Annotated in this window: 17 protein-coding genes and 1 tRNA gene; 4 read left to right on the top strand and 14 right to left on the bottom strand. The window is 32.5% G+C overall.

The window, feature by feature from the left end; translation table 11 throughout:
- Positions 1–25: 25 nt before the first annotated feature.
- A complete protein-coding gene (locus A9G24_RS01915; RefSeq protein ID WP_065637531.1) occupies positions 26–817 on the bottom strand; it encodes an SDR family oxidoreductase in 792 nt (263 codons plus the stop codon).
- 77 nt (positions 818–894) lie between these two features.
- Here A9G24_RS01915 and mtnN point away from each other — a divergent pair, with 77 nt between their 5' ends.
- Together mtnN and A9G24_RS12990 are read left to right on the top strand one after the other, a co-directional pair.
- Positions 895–1,587: a 5'-methylthioadenosine/S-adenosylhomocysteine nucleosidase gene (mtnN, locus tag A9G24_RS01910; protein ID WP_065637530.1), complete on the top strand. Its 693-nt coding sequence runs from the start codon at positions 895–897 to the stop codon at positions 1,585–1,587.
- Positions 1,584–1,760 (top strand): trimeric intracellular cation channel family protein, encoded by a 177-nt coding sequence (locus A9G24_RS12990; RefSeq protein WP_218056186.1) that lies wholly within the window; start codon positions 1,584–1,586, stop codon positions 1,758–1,760. Before mtnN ends, A9G24_RS12990 begins: the two co-directional genes overlap by 4 nt.
- 217 nt (positions 1,761–1,977) lie before the next feature.
- Here the strand turns inward: A9G24_RS12990 and rnd are convergent, their stop codons facing one another.
- Together rnd and A9G24_RS01900 are read right to left on the bottom strand one after the other, a co-directional pair.
- The gene (rnd, locus tag A9G24_RS01905; protein WP_065637529.1) at positions 1,978–3,060 is read right to left on the bottom strand and encodes a ribonuclease D; all 1,083 of its coding nucleotides are present in this window, start codon (positions 3,058–3,060) and stop codon (positions 1,978–1,980) included.
- 24 nt (positions 3,061–3,084) lie between these two features.
- A complete protein-coding gene (locus A9G24_RS01900; RefSeq protein ID WP_065637528.1) occupies positions 3,085–4,239 on the bottom strand; it encodes a metallophosphoesterase in 1,155 nt (384 codons plus the stop codon).
- Between the two features lie 33 nt (positions 4,240–4,272).
- Between A9G24_RS01900 and cmoA the strand changes: the two genes are divergently transcribed.
- Positions 4,273–5,043, top strand: coding sequence for a carboxy-S-adenosyl-L-methionine synthase CmoA (gene cmoA, locus A9G24_RS01895; protein WP_081303043.1), 771 nt, complete (start codon positions 4,273–4,275; stop codon positions 5,041–5,043).
- A gap of 36 nt (positions 5,044–5,079) precedes the next feature.
- A complete protein-coding gene (gene cmoB, locus A9G24_RS01890; protein WP_065637526.1) occupies positions 5,080–6,048 on the top strand; it encodes a tRNA 5-methoxyuridine(34)/uridine 5-oxyacetic acid(34) synthase CmoB in 969 nt (322 codons plus the stop codon).
- Positions 6,049–6,445: 397 nt separating this feature from the next.
- On the opposite strand, the gene A9G24_RS01885 is transcribed toward cmoB, so the two are convergent.
- The 11 genes from A9G24_RS01885 to hemA all read right to left on the bottom strand — a co-directional run bounded on the left by A9G24_RS01885 (position 6,446) and on the right by hemA (position 17,171).
- Entirely contained in the window at positions 6,446–6,736 is a 291-nt protein-coding gene (locus A9G24_RS01885; RefSeq protein ID WP_065637525.1) for a hypothetical protein, read from the bottom strand.
- 487 nt (positions 6,737–7,223) lie between these two features.
- Positions 7,224–8,159 carry a hypothetical protein gene (locus tag A9G24_RS01880; RefSeq protein WP_141673031.1) on the bottom strand — a complete coding sequence of 312 codons (936 nt, stop codon included), beginning with the start codon at positions 8,157–8,159 and terminating at the stop codon, positions 7,224–7,226.
- Between the two features lie 713 nt (positions 8,160–8,872).
- Positions 8,873–9,370, bottom strand: coding sequence for a hypothetical protein (locus A9G24_RS01870; RefSeq protein ID WP_065637522.1), 498 nt, complete (start codon positions 9,368–9,370; stop codon positions 8,873–8,875).
- A 29-nt stretch (positions 9,371–9,399) separates the two neighbouring features.
- Positions 9,400–9,609 (bottom strand): hypothetical protein, encoded by a 210-nt coding sequence (locus A9G24_RS01865; RefSeq protein ID WP_065637521.1) that lies wholly within the window; start codon positions 9,607–9,609, stop codon positions 9,400–9,402.
- A gap of 70 nt (positions 9,610–9,679) precedes the next feature.
- Entirely contained in the window at positions 9,680–10,477 is a 798-nt protein-coding gene (locus A9G24_RS01860) for a DUF3944 domain-containing protein (RefSeq protein WP_065637520.1), read from the bottom strand.
- Between the two features lie 387 nt (positions 10,478–10,864).
- Positions 10,865–12,436, bottom strand: coding sequence for a cobalamin adenosyltransferase (locus tag A9G24_RS01850; RefSeq protein ID WP_065637519.1), 1,572 nt, complete (start codon positions 12,434–12,436; stop codon positions 10,865–10,867).
- A gap of 63 nt (positions 12,437–12,499) precedes the next feature.
- Positions 12,500–13,570 (bottom strand): chemotaxis protein, encoded by a 1,071-nt coding sequence (locus A9G24_RS01845; protein ID WP_065637518.1) that lies wholly within the window; start codon positions 13,568–13,570, stop codon positions 12,500–12,502.
- 61 nt (positions 13,571–13,631) lie between these two features.
- Complete coding sequence (locus A9G24_RS01840; RefSeq protein ID WP_065637517.1) at positions 13,632–14,576, bottom strand: WYL domain-containing protein; 945 nt, start codon at positions 14,574–14,576, stop codon at positions 13,632–13,634.
- A gap of 489 nt (positions 14,577–15,065) precedes the next feature.
- Positions 15,066–15,152 (bottom strand) — tRNA-Leu (locus A9G24_RS01835).
- 98 nt (positions 15,153–15,250) lie between these two features.
- Positions 15,251–15,493 (bottom strand): zinc ribbon domain-containing protein, encoded by a 243-nt coding sequence (locus A9G24_RS01830; RefSeq protein ID WP_065637516.1) that lies wholly within the window; start codon positions 15,491–15,493, stop codon positions 15,251–15,253.
- Positions 15,494–15,899: 406 nt separating this feature from the next.
- Complete coding sequence (gene hemA / locus A9G24_RS01825) at positions 15,900–17,171, bottom strand: glutamyl-tRNA reductase (RefSeq protein ID WP_065587324.1); 1,272 nt, start codon at positions 17,169–17,171, stop codon at positions 15,900–15,902.
- Positions 17,172–17,205 lie beyond the last annotated feature (34 nt).

The raw sequence follows: 17,205 nt of genomic DNA, 5'->3' as shown, positions 1-17,205 counted from the left end.
TTATGTCCTAGGGTATAATGATTTATTATTTATTCTTTAAAATTTTATCCATTAATCTATCAGGAAGCAAACGTTTAGCAATAGCTGCTATTTTCGTTATTTTTGTTACCCTGTAACGTATTTTAGGATTGCCGTGTTCAAGGGCATCAAATAAGTAAGGCAAAACAGCCTCGGGTGGTAAAGTAAATCGTTTAGCTATAGGTGGATTTTTTACCATATTTTTTTGCTCTGTTTGATTTACATTGTTTGAAAAATATGTCTTTAATGGACCAGGTTCAATTAAACAAACCTTTATATTGGTTTGTGCTAATTCCAATCTCAGCACATCAGACCAAGCTTCTAAGGCATATTTGCTGGCTGAATAAGCACCTCTCCCCGGCGTTGCAACGATACCAACAATTGAACTTGTTTGAATAATACGCCCTTCATTTTGTTCTAGCATGGCTGGAAGCAGTAATTGCGTCAGCTGATGGGCACCAAAAAAATTGGTGGAAAATTGAGATTCTAACTGCTCTCGACTGATCGTGCTTAATCGCCCATAAACACCGTAACCTGCATTGTTAAATAACGCATATAATTTACCTTCAGACAAAGCGAGAACTTCTTGAGCGGCTTGCTTGACTGAGTCTGGATTGTCAAGGTCAAGAAGCACTGTTTCAAATCCTTGCTCGATAAGTTTTTGTTGGTCCAATGATTTGCGACACGAAGCAATAACACGATAGCCACGTTTTTTTAAAGCAATGGCCGAGATTAGCCCTATTCCACTTGAGCAGCCTGTAATAAATATTGTTCGCAATTTCAGCTCCGATTGATTCATATATTGTCAAATTTATCTTCTCAAACTATGATAGCACATCTAATTTGAAGTTATCCAAACAAAGTCAAGAGGATCGTATGAAAATTGCTATTATTGCTGCAATGGAAGAAGAAGTAGCCATATTAAAAAGTAAAATCACCCATTATCACGTTGAGCGTTATTTAGGTTGTAATTTTCATTTAGGTCAAATTGCTGGTTGTGAAATCGTACTGCTCCAATCTGGTATTGGTAAAGTAGCTGCAGCATTAGGTACTACGTTATTATTAAATAATTATAAAGTAGATGCTGTTATCAACACTGGTTCGGCTGGTGGGTTATCTTCCGACCTTAATATTGGTGATATTATTGTTTCAAAGGATGTTTTTTACCACGATGTTGATTTGACTGCTTTTGGTTACAAGCCAGGGCAAATGTCAGGTTGCCCTGTAGCATTTGATGCTGATCAAAAATACCAATCATTAGCAAAAATCTGTATCAAAAAGCACGGAGTTAATGCAATTGAAGGTTCAATTGGTAGTGGAGATGCTTTCATAAATGGTAAAAGCAATTTAGCAAGAATAAAACAAATTTTCCCGAATGCTATTGCTGTTGAAATGGAAGCCGCAGCTATTGGTCATGTTTGCTGGTTATTTAAAGTACCATTTGTGGTTGTTCGCGCTATCTCGGATAATGGAGATAATGAATCTGCAGTTGATTTCAAATCCTTTTTAAAATTAGCTGCAACACAATCATCACTCATTGTTGAATCAATGCTAAATGAGCTTGCGTGAGTTATCTTTTTTGGTTTGACATATTAGGTACCATTGTATTTACTATTTCTGGCGTATTATTAGCTGCTAAAAAAGAGATGGATCCAATCGGAGCCTTAGTGCTAGCGGTCATCACCGCTATTGGTGGTGGTACAATCCGCGATATTGTTTTAAATCCTGTGCCGCTCTTTTAGATCGCTGATTCCACTGATTTGTATATTGCTATCATCACCTCATTAGTCACCATGCTCTTATTACGTTACTCATCATACCTTTGGAATATTCAACATTCATTGGTATTTTGGTTACACTGGTTATTCGATTATTAGCTAATTATTGTAACCTAACTTTGCCAATTGTTGGATTAAAAAATCATTAAATGTACAAACTACGCCTACACTTAATCAATAATCAAAAACAATACTGCTCAAATAAAGGTTTACGCCAACCTATTAATAATTCTGGCGCATTCCCCTTTTTATCGATTTTCCACTTTATGTATTGATTAATTAATCGACGTGAAAGCAATAAATCCTCACTAAGCCCTGTTTGTGAAGAAATAGTCAGTGCAGCTTGTTTTAACTCACTAGTGATTTTTTTATAATCTGGATAGCTATTAATTCGGCGAATTTGTTGAATTTCGGGTATGGGAGTGGATAAAAGATCCAAAATTATTTGACCATATAAGCGAATTTCTTTCCCTTTCATACCTAACTTATCAAGTTCTCCTAATGATGTCGGTGAATAGCGTGCAATTTTCAATAATACTTCTTCATGTACTACAAAATTTATAGCAATATCTTGTTCTTTCGCTAATCTATATCGCCAGCTCGCTAATTTATACAATTGTCCTAAGCTTTTCCCTTTCAACTGCCAACTATTTTTAATATTTAGATAAGCATCATTTGGATCCATTAATTCCGATTTACGAGCAACCGCCATTTGGCACTCTTGATAAGCTGCTTGTAAATAATGATTAGTATTTAGCTTTGATTTTAAAATGTTAATTAATGGGAAAAGATATAACACATCATTAATAGCATATTTACACTGTTTTTCAGTTAATGGACGTTTTAGCCAATCTGTCCGGGTTTCACTCTTATCAAGTTCGACCTCTAAATATTTTTTTACTAAACTAGCATAACCACTACTTAATGGATTATCTAAAAAAGAAGCTAATATTTGGCTATCGACAATCGGTGTTGGAACACAGCCAAAATGATAAGAAAAGACCTCAATATCTTCACTACATGAATGAAAATATTTTTCAATAGTTGGATTATTTAATATAGCCAAAAAAGCCTGCCAATCAGTAATATTAATGGGATCAATTAACGCTGCATGTTCACCATTAAATACCTGCAGTAAACCCAAATGAGGGTAAAAGGTTCGGGTTCGAACAAATTCAGTATCTAAAGCCAAAGCCGAGCTATTTTCGATTTTTGAACAATAATCAGCTAACTGATCATTACTAATAATAAGTTGATAAGACAAAATCAAATTCCTGTTCAAATATATTTATTCATTGTGTGTATTTTTGTCAAAAAGGATATCCATTACCACGATCTCGGAACGAGTCATTAAGCGAATTGGTGGTCCCCAAAATCCATATCCACTACTCACAATACTGCTAAAATGATGATCTTCTTTTCTATATAATCCATAAGTATTTTTATACATTAATTTTTCAATAATATTAATAGGAAATATTTGCCCAGCATGAGTGTGCCCAGAAATCATCAAATCAACCCCCAGTTTTTCTGGCTCATTAAGGTCTTTTGGTTGATGATCTAATAAAATAATTGGCGAATCAGTATTAGTGAACATAATAAGATCTGACAGTGAAGCCCTATTTACATTATAACGAAATGAAGAAAAATCATCTCTGCCCACTAATGTAATCCCTATATCATCGAAATAAATGATATCATCCTTTAGTACTTTCATACCTGCTTGCCTAAAAGCATTAGCAATATCTTCTTCTTGGTTATTTTCTAGGTTAGTAGCTAAGTATTCATGATTGCCGAAAATAATAAAAGTACCATATTTTGATCTTAATTGTTGAAATTGCTTATCGAAGCCTTTTTGTGTAAAAGGTTTTAAATATTTATCTAATGTATCACCCGTAATCACAACAAAATCAGCATTAAGCTTATTTACTTCATCAACCATTTGTTGAATAAATCGATGTGTGGTTAATTCATTAAGATGAATATCAGAAAGTTGAACAATACGTAAACGTTCAACATTTGCGGGCTTATCTATTTTAACTTGGTAATGCACAATCTTGGGATTAATTGCCATTTCATGACCAAAACAAAACAATAATACAACGGCAACAATATAAATAATTTTAAGCCATAAATTAGGTTTAACCTTTTTTTTACTAAGCCAACGTACAGTGTCAAAAATAAGCGAGGTAAAAACGCAGCAGATCATCAAACCAGTAATGACATTACAATATAATGGCAGCCAATAAGTTGATATATTATTAAATATTTTAGAAAAAATTAGCGATAATCCGGCTATAAAAACAACGATCCAATAAATAAATTGATGATAGCCGATGAAATTAAAATCAAACCAAAATAGCCATCGTTTTCCTAGATAGAAAGTTATTAAAACACTAACAACAATCGCTATAAAAATAGTAATAAAATCGACAAAACCCATAATTATCCGAGCAATTGAATATAAAAAAATGATATGATAACAGAATTAATTTCTATAGTACCAATTAGTTTTATGGATACCAAAAAAGACCAGCTATTCTCAACACCAATTGATAAATTAGGCGATTGGACATTTGATGAAAAAGTCGCCGAAGTTTTTCCTGATATGGTGCAGCGTTCCGTACCTGGTTATTCTAATATCATATCAATGATCGGCATGTTAGCAGAAAGATTTGTACAGCCTAATTCAACGATTTATGATTTAGGCTGTTCCTTAGGAGCTGCCACATTATCTATTCGTCGTCATGTTAATCAAAAAAACTGCCATATTATTGCAGTCGATAATTCCCAGCCCATGGTTGACCGTTGTAAAAGGCATATTGAATCTTATAAAGCAAAAACGCCTGTAGATGTCATTTGTGATGATATCTGTAACCTTAATATGCAAAATGCGTCAATGGTAGTACTAAATTTTACTTTACAGTTTTTAACGCCTAAAAATCGCCAACATATCTTAAATAATATTTACAACGCATTAAATCCTAATGGTATTTTAGTGCTGTCTGAAAAATTTAGTTTTAGTGAGCCAACTGTCGATGAATTGTTATTTAATATGCACCATGATTTTAAACGTGCTAACGGCTACAGTGAACTAGAAATCAGCCAAAAACGTAATATGTTAGAAAATGTCATGCTGACAGACACAATTGAAACACATAAACAGCGACTGTCTGAAGCTGGTTTTAAACATATAGATACATGGTTTCAATGTTTTAATTTTGGCTCTATCATTGCCATAAAATAACTAACTGATTTAAGCTTAATTGATAAGGAAAACAGAATGATTGACTTTGGTGATTTTTACCAGATTATCGCAAAAAGTAAACTGAGTCGCTGGCTAGAAGTCTTACCAGCACAACTGGCAAACTGGCAAAATCAAAATATTGATAACCGTTTTAATCAATGGCTCAATAGTATTAAACACTTACCAGCTATCACTCCTTATCAAATTGATTTACTCCATAGTGTAACTGTTAATAGTGAACAGCCTATCTCGACTGGTGAACAGCAACGAATTACTCAACTACTAAAAAACATGATGCCATGGCGCAAAGGCCCTTTTCACTTATATGGTATTGATGTTGATACAGAATGGCGTTCAGATTGGAAGTGGGAACGTTTAATTAATCATATTGATAGTTTAGAAGGTAAAATTGTTTTAGACGTGGGTTGTAATAGTGGTTACCATTTATGGCGTATGATTGGTGCAGGAGCAAAACTCGCTGTTGGAATTGATCCTATGGCACTTTATCTATGCCAATTTGAGGCTATTCGCAAATTACTGGGTAACGATCAAAGAGCGCATTTATTACCACTTGGTATTGAGCAGCTACCCAAACTTGGTGCTTTTGATACAGTCTTCTCAATGGGCGTTTTATATCATCGTAGGTCGCCACTTGATCATTTATTTCAATTAAAAGATCAACTTGTTGAAGATGGTCAATTAGTACTCGAAACATTAGTCATTGATGGTGCTGAACATACAGCTCTCATGCCGGGTGAACGCTATGCTCAAATGCGGAATGTTTATTTTATTCCATCTGTTCCAACAATGATTAATTGGCTAGAAAAATCTGGATTTTCTGATGCAAAACTGGTTGATATATCACTCACCAGTTTGGATGAACAACGTAAAACAGAATGGATGACATCGGATTCACTTGCGGACTTTTTAGATCCAACCGATTTAACCAAAACCATTGAAGGCTATCCTGCTCCAATGCGGGCAGTTTTTATTGCAAAAAAATAAGAATAAATTGGCTAAATATTGTTTTTATTCATTAACATGAGTAGAAAATTCTAATTTAACCAATTGTACTTAATTAATATCGACTATTAGTCATAATGATTATTGGCAATGGCCATCGGCTAGTCAATAATTTAAAGTAATTATAATAACTCAAATTTAGGACTAAACTAAAGTATATTAATGCCACTACACTATTATGTAGGAAATCAATTACAATCAGATAGATATACATTATTTTTCAACAAAATAATCATAAACAGCATACTTTAAATGATATGCAGGTTGGTTATTGCAACGGATTAATCTGTTAACATTAACTGTTTATATTTCTGCTTTAATATTGCCAATTGCAGCTCCATTGGTAACTTTCTTGTAAATGGTTAATTTTATTATTATTTCACAATAAAATCTTTTCAATATACCCATTTATTCTCGAATTAATACCAGATAAATAAGCTAGCTCATCACCGTGATAATAATTTAAAGCTCCTTCTAAATTATCATGTAGTACCAAAAGACTATAAGCAAGCTGCTTGGGAATATCAGATTGTTGCGTATAATTAACTGTAATCTGATCAAGTAAATCATAGAGATGATTGACGCAATTTTGGTCTAATTTTTCTGCAAACCTTAATTTTTCAACTATACTTATAATGAAATCATTAATATCAATATTTGAGTTATGCATATTAACTCACCTTTACTTAACCTAAATCTGCAATACATAATAATTTATTGCTTATTTTTACTCTATCTAAATTTTTATAAAAACAGATAAAAATACTTGGTATTCTGAATATACAGATGTTCCTGAAGATCGTGTTATCATCTATGGTTCAACATATAATGATAAAATACAGAAATTCACCTATCAAATCAAAGCAACTAATATAGGAACCCACAGCATTCCACCTGCATTTGGATAAGCAATGTATGATCGTGATATTCAAGCGGTATCAACAAGCGGATAAAAAATAAGCGTCATCCCACGGTAATAGTTGTTTACAACTAACCAATCACTAAAACGGGCTTATGCCCGTTTTTTCAATAAAATAACCTCATACATGACAATAAAAACATGTCCTGAAACATAGCTCTTTTATGCTCACACTCGTTTTATGCTTATACAGCTAAAATGCTAAATAACAATTTTCCTGATACTAAAAGCATTTTATTTACTGAGTAACAAAAAAATTGATTTGTTTGGTTTCATCGAATGCTTCCTCAAGTTGTCTTGTCGCTGATTGATAACTTTGATTCGTATCTCCTTCCGATGTGCATTCTTTCATAATGGCATGTTTTGTTTGAAAAGTTTCATTCGATGTTAACTGTTTATATAACGATGCTAAGTCTTTTCCTGTCGAGGTAAAAAACTTATTCCAATCATTCAATTGAGTTTCCACAAATTCACGGCCTTTTTTACAGGCAATAGCATCTAACTGAATATTTGGAATCGTATATTTCTTGATCTCAGAAAATGTAGAGTGTTGATTTATGAAGTTTACTTTTTCATTAAGTCCTTCTGATTTCAAAGATTCAATAAAACTGTCTTCGCGGAATAATTTAATCTTTTGAGATTGGAATTGCCCCTTTCCTCGCAAAGTCACTTCATCTGGATAAGGTTCATCAACGGAATAATCCCAAAAATCCTTTCGACGCTCAATAAAAACATCATTAATAACTTTAACCGGCAGTTCAAGCTCTTGTTGTTCACCATTAATAATTACAGGAACGGAATTTAAATGTTTAGCTATCAACTTATCATAAGTTTCATCACTCACATTCGAAGTTGTATAGAAAGTAGTTAACAAATAATAGTTACTTTGTGTAGGATTAATTAATCCAGAACTATCAGTTGTTGAAGGTTTAGCTATAAAATTTAACGATTGATTACCATAAGACAATGTATGCTTACCGTACTCAAATGTATAATTCACACTTGATTTTGCTGGAATGGTTAATTCTTTTCCATCCACAACAACTTTTATTTCGTTCGGAGTTGGATTGTCAATCATACGATCAACTGAGCTAGACGAAAAGGTCTCTGAACCAAAACAACCGACCAATGTTATATTGCAAACTAGCAACAAAGAATATTTTATTTTTTTCATCGCATTAATTTTTTTGTAAAGGTTTTAAAAGGAAACAAATATTATCATAATTTTGATAAAACAACTATTTTAGCTATCATTTTTAATACTATTTGTAGTAATACCATAAATTCAAAATCCAGTAGAGAAACATCAGGTTGTTTACACTTTATGATAAAAATAATCTTGCAAAAATTTATACAGCGTTTTGCCAGAAATCGTTTAAGTTTTTGTTGCCTAGCTTTTGAATCTTCGAATATTTGCTGATTATGTCGCATATCATTTAAAGTGCGTATCACTCTTTCCACTTTCCCATTCATTTGATAGCTAGCAGATTTCGTGAATTTTTAATTGATACGATAGAGATTACATATTTTGACAAATGGGATACTACCTAGTCTCAATTAATCACCAAACGGTATAGAATCCTGAATATTTTTTACCAAAAATATAGCCTAAAAAGCGAACATTTGTGTAAATACCCCATAGTGAGCACACAACTCATCTAGAAAATGATACTAACTGTTTTCGTGTTTTATATTCTATGAGAGTTATGTTATTTAATGTTTAATGAGCTCTTTCGGTGCTATAAATGGTTAGACGCCTGCTCATAAAAAGTTTAACCAAATCGGTGACGGTAATTTTTTTATGATATAGGCGTTAGTTTTATGTATATTCATCACTGTCGTTTCTTAAATTACTATAAACAGCGCGAGTAATTCCTACACTATATTTTATTCATAAACCTTAACATCAGATTGCCAAATTATGTAAGGGAGCAATCCATCATAATCAGTTTCATCGATACCAGCATAATTAGAAAGATCACCTAACTGAGGTATACTCATTATACCTGTTGTGAGTAACTTATCTTTATCAATAAATTCAATATCCCAAACGTTTTGTTTGTTATTAATGTTATCGACAAATACATTTAACAAATCACCATATATTGGAACTCGCCAACAATCAGATGTTTCATCTACACAAAAACGCACACTTACAGCCTGATATTTTTTTAACTTATCAGATATCACAGGTACAGCAGTTTTATTTTTCGTATCAACAAAAAATGAAAAACTAAATGTTTCATTAAGTTGAGATTTATATTCAATTAACTTTCCATTACTGCCTTCAACTGGATATTTTTTAAATGAATATTTAGTTATATTTGCAACAGAGTTACCACATAAAACACCATATAAAAAAATTAATGTAATAAATTTTTTCATAAAATCTTTCATCCTATTATTTATAATATCTAATTAAAAACACGATTAATGAGTTTATTAACAACCCCACCAACAATAACCGATGTTACAAAACTAGCTAATACTCGTCCTTCTGTTTTGATTGACTTAAGCTCTTCATCTTCTTCACACGCTTTTGCTATATTATCTTGCGCAGTATATACTGCTGCTGTTGTTAAAAGAAGCCCAGAACCCACACTAATTAATTTAAAAATTGACATGTATAACTCCTTATTGTTTTATAGCTAAATAGATAAGCACAACTCTAATTAGAAAAATAAAAAACTTTTGTTAAAGATTTTTTCCCATAATTTTTTTAAGATCTATATTATTTTTTAATATTTGATTCGTTATTTTTGCATCATTGTATTTTTTTCTTAAGGTTGCTATATATAAACAAGCTGGAATTGTTACACGATAAGCTGGCCCTGTAATATTAAATAGTAGCCATAAATGGTTTATTGCCAAACAAATAGATAATACTAATTCCTGATATCGCCTAGGGTAAGGTCTTGGTAACATTACTGTCATTATATTGCCTGATTTAAAACCAAAATTGTTTAAAATGCTAAATATTAAATAATTTGAAATTAAAGAAGACGAAGTTATAAAATTTTGAATCCCCATCATTACCATGGATGGTGTAACTTTAGAATTAACATTACCCAATTCTGCTGCTATCTTTTTAAGGTCTTTTTGACTTATATTTTCTAATGATTGCTTGAGAAGTGAATTTAATAAAGCATCTTCAATTTTTTCAATAAAAAAAGGTGATGGCTCACTTAACATTGTATTAGTTCGATTGCACACATCTATTAATATTTCGCGATAACAAACCCCTTTTCCCTGCCTTAACAGGTTCATTCCAGAATTTGCACCAAATGTTTGAAGTTCTGCAGCAATAGATTTCCAATATAATTGATGATTAGGATAATGAAGTTTATAGCTTACATCACTCGTTAATGTTTCGGTAAATCGAGTAACATTATCACTAGGATCAACTGTTAATATAGAAATTAATAGCTCTAGATCTTCGTTAGTACATTGTTTTAAAAATACTAGATCTGAATCATCTCTATAAGTAGCCATTAATACTCTCCTTATTAATTATTTATTTATAATAACAACACTATAACAATAAGAGTTTCCTTAATATGGAATTAGAATAAATATTTTCAGATCTAATTTTTTTATTACTAAACTAATTTAGTTGTTATTTTGAATTCAATATGTTGCATGCAATAGTATTTATCTCGATAAACTCAACCCAACTATATTTATCTTTATAATTGAGATGATATTGTTTATCTACACAACAAATATCTGGCCTTGTTTCATAAATGGTACATAATTTTGTTTGATGATCATAATAGCGACATACCCCATTACCACTATCAAGAAATTGTGTTTCTTGTGAGCGATTAACACTGCAACAGCAAGCTCCACATTGATAACAAGGAAACGAGGGGGAATTACTCATAATGATTTTAACCATGAATTTACTGACTCAAGATTACCTGCTTCAAATGGTAATTTAATGCCACGACGAGTTACTTCCTCTTTTAACAGAAAGCTGCGTTCTAGTTCATTATTGGTCGTAGTAAGATGCAATGTAAACGACGCTAATTGTTGTGTATCCATATTGAACTCTAGCCTTGCCAACTCTTTTAAATAATTATCTAATTCAGCATTTACAGCTTTAAAAAAATCGAGAGTTCTTTCGTATTTATCTTTAAATTTATCCAAAAAAGCCCAAATTTTTTGAGGAAGAGTCCCTTTATCTAGATAGTGATTAAATGCTAATGTTAAAATACCAGTCGCTAGTGCACTACAAAATGCAGATAATTCGGTACCGAATGGAAAAGCAAATAATTGCGAACAGATACTATAAATAGCAGTACCACAAACAACTGAAATTCCAGCGCTAATAATTTTACTTACTTCTTTAACTAATTGACCTAAAGGTAATGAATTAGGGTTGCAAAAGATTAATTTTATAGCTGCCGTAATATGCCCCCACATTTCCCGAATCATTTTTCCAAGCATTTTTTGCGTAGTGAAAAATATGTTAGTAACAGTAGTGGTTACACTGGATAACGCACCACTAACAGCGCCATCTTTGAAAGAATTAAAAAAATCTTTAAATTTTAATTTTATTCGTTCCCATATAGCATTAAATACATTGCTAACATCATTTAAAAAATTTTTTATAGAAAAGTTATATTTATTATTTGCATAAATAGAAGGAAATTGATCGCGTAGTTCAAACCATGCCTCAGCAAAAATAAGCCCTAGCATCTGTCTTGTTCCCATTTTAAAACCAGAAAGAGCTGATTGATAAGCGACATCTTTAGCAAACTTACTGCTAGTATAATAGGCTATATTGACAGTTCTCTCGTATTTAGCCCGTGCTTTTTTGTCTATTTCAAGCATTTTATTAAAGTTTGCTTTTTCTTTATTTTCTAACTTTTCTAATGATTTTTTTTCTTGATCTGTTAACGATTTTTTCTGTTTTAGTATAGCTATTTCTTGACGGGTTTGAGTGAGTTCATTTTGAAGTTTGCTTACAAAGTCAGACATTGAACTTGCTTTCTTAGACTTATTTAATGTTTCATTGGTGAAATATAAATTACTACTGTCATTAGCAAGATCAGTTCCTGATAATTCTGCTAATATTCGGCCTTGATCGTGATGTATTTCATTTGCAGCAATAACGTGATCTAAATTTTTTTTATCATGTTGAGCAAATATTTTTCCTGTGTAAGCATCCTTTAAAATATTAGCTTGATGATCGATTTTTCCTTGTCGATTTGTCTTAATGTAATTGGGATGAGAATGATACTCATGTGAATCATATTTTGAGTTTTGTTCTTTTTTTATTCTTTCTCTATCGGTTGCGTAAATGTTTTGTCGTGCATTATGAACAGTATCAACATCTCCTCCTACATTATCCTTAAATAATAAAAAATCTAACCCAAATGAAGTCACCAAAGATTTGACAACAGTATTATGTAACTCTTCGCTCCAATTCATTTCCTGTTTCAGCATTATTTTTAGTCCTCGTTAATATAATCAACAAAACAAAAGCCAAGTTCCCTTGGCCTTTTATCATTAAACTCCCAGAGTAAAATCTTTATATTCTTTTTCTTTGTTAATTAATACATTATCTAATTCTTCTTGATTAAGAATATTGAATCCATCACTATCTTTTTCGACTTCAACAATACTATCTTCGGATACTGTTTTAATTTTAAAAAGTGGGGTTGTAATAATATCGGTCATAATAGCTGCCAATAAATAACCGTTATTAATAATTCTTAGACTCTTTTCCGTCATATCTCTAATTTCTTGCCAGCCACCCAGCACTACTATCTTTTCATGTATCTCTTTTAATGCAGAAAAGTATTCATTAAAGGTCTGATTAATTTTTTCTAACGATGTATGAATTTTATCTACATAGTTATTTGTATTAGATAAATGTTTATCAATTAAATCCATTTTTGTTATTGCTTTGTCAGCTTCAGATCTTGATTTTTTTGCATTTTCTAAGGCTTTTTCAGCGTGGTTTGCATACGCAAAACCAGCAATAGCAATCATTGGCGCAATGGCTGCAGCGCCTAAAACCATCGCACCACCAGCCATTCCCCAACCCCCAGCAGCAAGTGATCCACCTCCAATAGCAGCCATAGTGGCATTATATGCAGCTACGCCAGATAAAGCGGCAATAGGCGTTCCTGTTGAAGCGGCGGCAAAAGCCATCACTCCGCTATATACAGCAAAACTTGCAGCTGCTCCTGCTGCACCTGATGCTGCAACCGTACCTAAAAACTCCACTGTAGAAAAAGAATACTCTTCAATTTTATCTATATCATTTTTAGGAATAGATAACGTGAGATCTTTATTGTCTTTTTGTTTCAATTGTTTTAATAATTCGTCGGAAATTTTTTTAAATTCACCAAATGATTTACCAATATTAAGTTCTAATGTACCTAATCGCTCTAATTTCTGTTCTGAAACTTTGTTTAATACATCCAGTTCATCTTTTCGTTTATTATATCGGCTTTTAGTTCTTTCTAAGATTTCATCAGCTTCTGATTTTAGTTGATAACCATCGTATGCTTTTTTGCCACCAACTGCTGCAGCGACTGCAGCTGCACCTGCAATAATAAAAGGTAATGCCATTGTTATTTCCTCGTTAACTTTATGTTAATTAAAAATATATTATGTTTGTATCGTAATAAAACTAAGATGTGATCATCTTTGCTTGCTCTCCAAACCCCCTAACCCAAGCGTTTAACTCACGTTCACTAGATGTGGTGATAGTAAGAATAATTTCACCATTTTCGATCTCTTCGATTTTTTGTTCGTCGGACCAAATTCTTTCTTTGATATAACCAGCTGCTGATTTGGTAAATTGAATTGAAAAAGTACGAGGTTCATGTTCAGGTAAACCAAACATTATTTTATTTTCAATTGGATCAGGTATTGATATAGAGGCTTTTTGATTAATAAAATCTAACTTTTGTATTCGGTGAATTGCCAAACAAGTACTGTGTTTTAATTCTGTCGCAACGTTATTTGAAATTGCGCCATAAACGTATAAGGCATGATTCATTGCAATTAATTTTCGCGGAATAAAATAGTGGTTTTTTCCTTGTTGATTACCACTAGCAATATAATGAATGTGACAAAAAGTCTTATTTTCAATACACGCTAATAAGTCCTCAATAATGCTAACTTTCTCTGAATAATCAATCTTCCCTTTAGTAAAAAAAGCAATAGGTTTACTTGTTGCAAAGTGTTCTCGTGTATCTAACTCTAATAACAACATAGAAAGATGCAATAATGTTTGATCAATACGTTCACCAATCTCTGGTGGAATAAAGGGTTTAGATAATTCGCGGCACAAACTTAGATATCGTAATTCCTGATAATTTAAACCTAGTGTATTTTTATGATTGATCTGCAAACTATACCAACGACGATTTTTTTCCTTGCCAGAGCAGAAACATTCAGGGAAAGATAACTCGATCTGTTCAGCCAGTCGTATGACTGTTTGAGCAGAACAGTTTAGTATTTCAGCTAAATCTGATTGATAATGCGGTTTATTATCTGATAGCAAAATGTGATACATTTTCAACAGTTTTTGTCCTGCACTAACATTTGAATCTTTCTTCCTACCCATCATCTATTTACCTATTATAACCCTTTCCCAAAATAGAAATATTGCGTTATTTTTAATCAGTTAATTCTTATAAAGTAATATAATTTTTCGTAAATATAGTATTAACTAAATTCACAAATAGAACTTTATGCTTTATCTGAACAAAAATCCGATGGCTTTTACACCCACGCGTTATATTTTAATTATGCGTTAAATTATCAAATTGTTTTTCCAATCTACGGAACAAGAAATAAAAAAGAATTATTATTTTTATTTAATTATTAATGAATAAAGGAACATTGTCATATCGATATTTTCGATCAATCAACGCTTATTGATCGTTTGTTTCGATCAATGATTGCGCTATCATTTTCAGTTTTTTGATCGATTTGGGGCAATTGGGATTGATTTCGGTAGAATCATTTAACAAGCTAAATATTGTAGAATCCTGCCTTGATGAGATTTTGGACATAAAAAAAAACCAGCTTTTAGCTGGTGTTCTTTTTTGGGAATTGGTGCCAGTGGTCGGACTCGAACCGACACGCTTTTAAGGGCGGCGGATTTTGAATCCGCTGCGTCTACCAATTTCGCCACACTGGCATTAAACGTGTAAATAAGTAAACGTTAGCATTATACTTAGCTTTGTAATATCTGCAACAAGTATTATCGTAAAGTGCTTTATATGCCTAAAAAACAAGCTACCGTCTAGGTTTCCATGCGGGTAATTTTTTAAGGATGATATAAGCTGTTTGCTTAGCTATTGCCTTATCAATATTGTGATTTTTAGCATATTGTAATGTGACTTCATGCCATTTTTCGTCAAATGTTTTCATTGTGCCATCTTTATGAGCACAATGTTTACAATAGCTTTTAGACATATCAAGCAATGGATAATCAGCAATAACCGTCATTGGCATGCCGCAAGCAATACACATTTTCATATTCTAAATTCCAATAAAATTTAAAAAGGTGACTCAATAATTGCCATCTTTATATATATAAAAAATCCTACTCTTAGTTAAACAAGATTACAATATACAATTAAAAATAGATAAGTAGATTTCAGAAATTAAGATCAAATTGTGAAGTGATTGGATTTAATTGTGGTTGTTGTTGCTGTGATAATAGATAACGGCGCCTTAACGCCCGCTATTTGCATAAACGTAAAATTTCTTGCCTTTGGCTATCACTCAAGGTTAACTATTTAAATCTCTCTTCTCTTGAGCGATAGCAGATAATACAATAGCTTTTTTATCAGTTTCGCAAACCCGTTTACAAGGGCTTGAGATATCAAAAAGTTCAATCTGCTCCAATTATTTCTCAACTTTTAGGTAAAGTTCGCATTGACTAATGTTCTTTTAAGCCCAAACCTTTACTAAGCACTTTAAAACAGTCAGCACAATCGTGTGTAGCTGCATGAAATAATGTTTGAGTCGGTGCGTGGATTAATTTATTGGTTAAACGATGGGAAAACTCAGTAAAAACATCGTCAATATTAGCGCCTTGCTTAATAGCATTTAAGGCTTTTATTTCTAATTCACGCTTAATACTTTCCGCATTACGACGATACTGCTTAACATAAGCAACTGCATGTCTTGTCTTAAGCCAATCAATGAAAAGTTCAGCTTGCTCTTGAATAAGATATTGTGCTTCTTTAGCGGCAATAGCGCGTTGCTCTAAATTATTTTCAACCGTTTTGTGTAAATCATCAATAGTATAAAGATGCACATTCTCCAGCTGATTAACCTCTTCCTCGACATCGCGGGGAACAGCTAAATCAATAAATAGCATCTTGCAATAATTTCTAGCACGTAAGGTGCGTTCAACCATACCTTTACCTATGATAGGTAAAGGGCTTGCTGTTGAACTAATCACAATATCAACATCTTTAAGTCGATTAGCAATATCCGGCAATGAAATGATTTCTGCATCGATACCAGCCGCAAGTTTTAATGCCTTTTCACGGGTACGATTGGCAATAATCACTTGATTAAATCCATGCGGTTTTAAGTAGCGCGAGATAAGCTCTATCGTTTCCCCTGCTCCGACAAGCATAATGTTTAAACTAGAAGTATCAACAAAAAGATGACGAGCAACTAAACAAGCGGCATAAGCGACAGATGCCGTATTAGCACCTATATTGGTTTCACTGCGGACAACTTTTGCCACATGAAATACTGTTTGAAATAATTTTTTTAGTTGGACAGATAAACAGTTTTGTTTTTGCGCAAAACTATATGCCTGCTTAACTTGCCCAAGAATTTGTGGCTCACCAATAATCATAGAGTCCAAACCGCTAGCCACAGACATCAAATGTTCAACGGCTTGTTGACCGTCATACCAATAAAGTGAATTTCGGTATAACTCAATATCAATATGATGAAATTGCCCTAACCAATTTTCAACTGATTGTTTTAATCTTAGGTCATCGGTTTGATGTTCATAACTCAGATAAATTTCTGTTCGATTACAAGTAGACAAAATCACGCACCCTTCAACCAAAGGATGTTGGTATAAGCTATATAGCGCTTTATCAACAATCTCAGTAGGAAAAGCAAGCCTTTCCCTTAAAGCGACTGGCGCAGATTTATGATTAACACCAAAAATTATAATTGACATTGCAGTACTTCTTTTTTTAAAAGTTATATTAAAT

Source organism: Gilliamella sp. App6-5 (genome assembly GCF_001690525.1).
GTDB lineage: Bacteria > Pseudomonadota > Gammaproteobacteria > Enterobacterales > Orbaceae > Gilliamella > Gilliamella apicola_H.
This window is presented reverse-complemented; position numbering and strand designations above follow the sequence as displayed.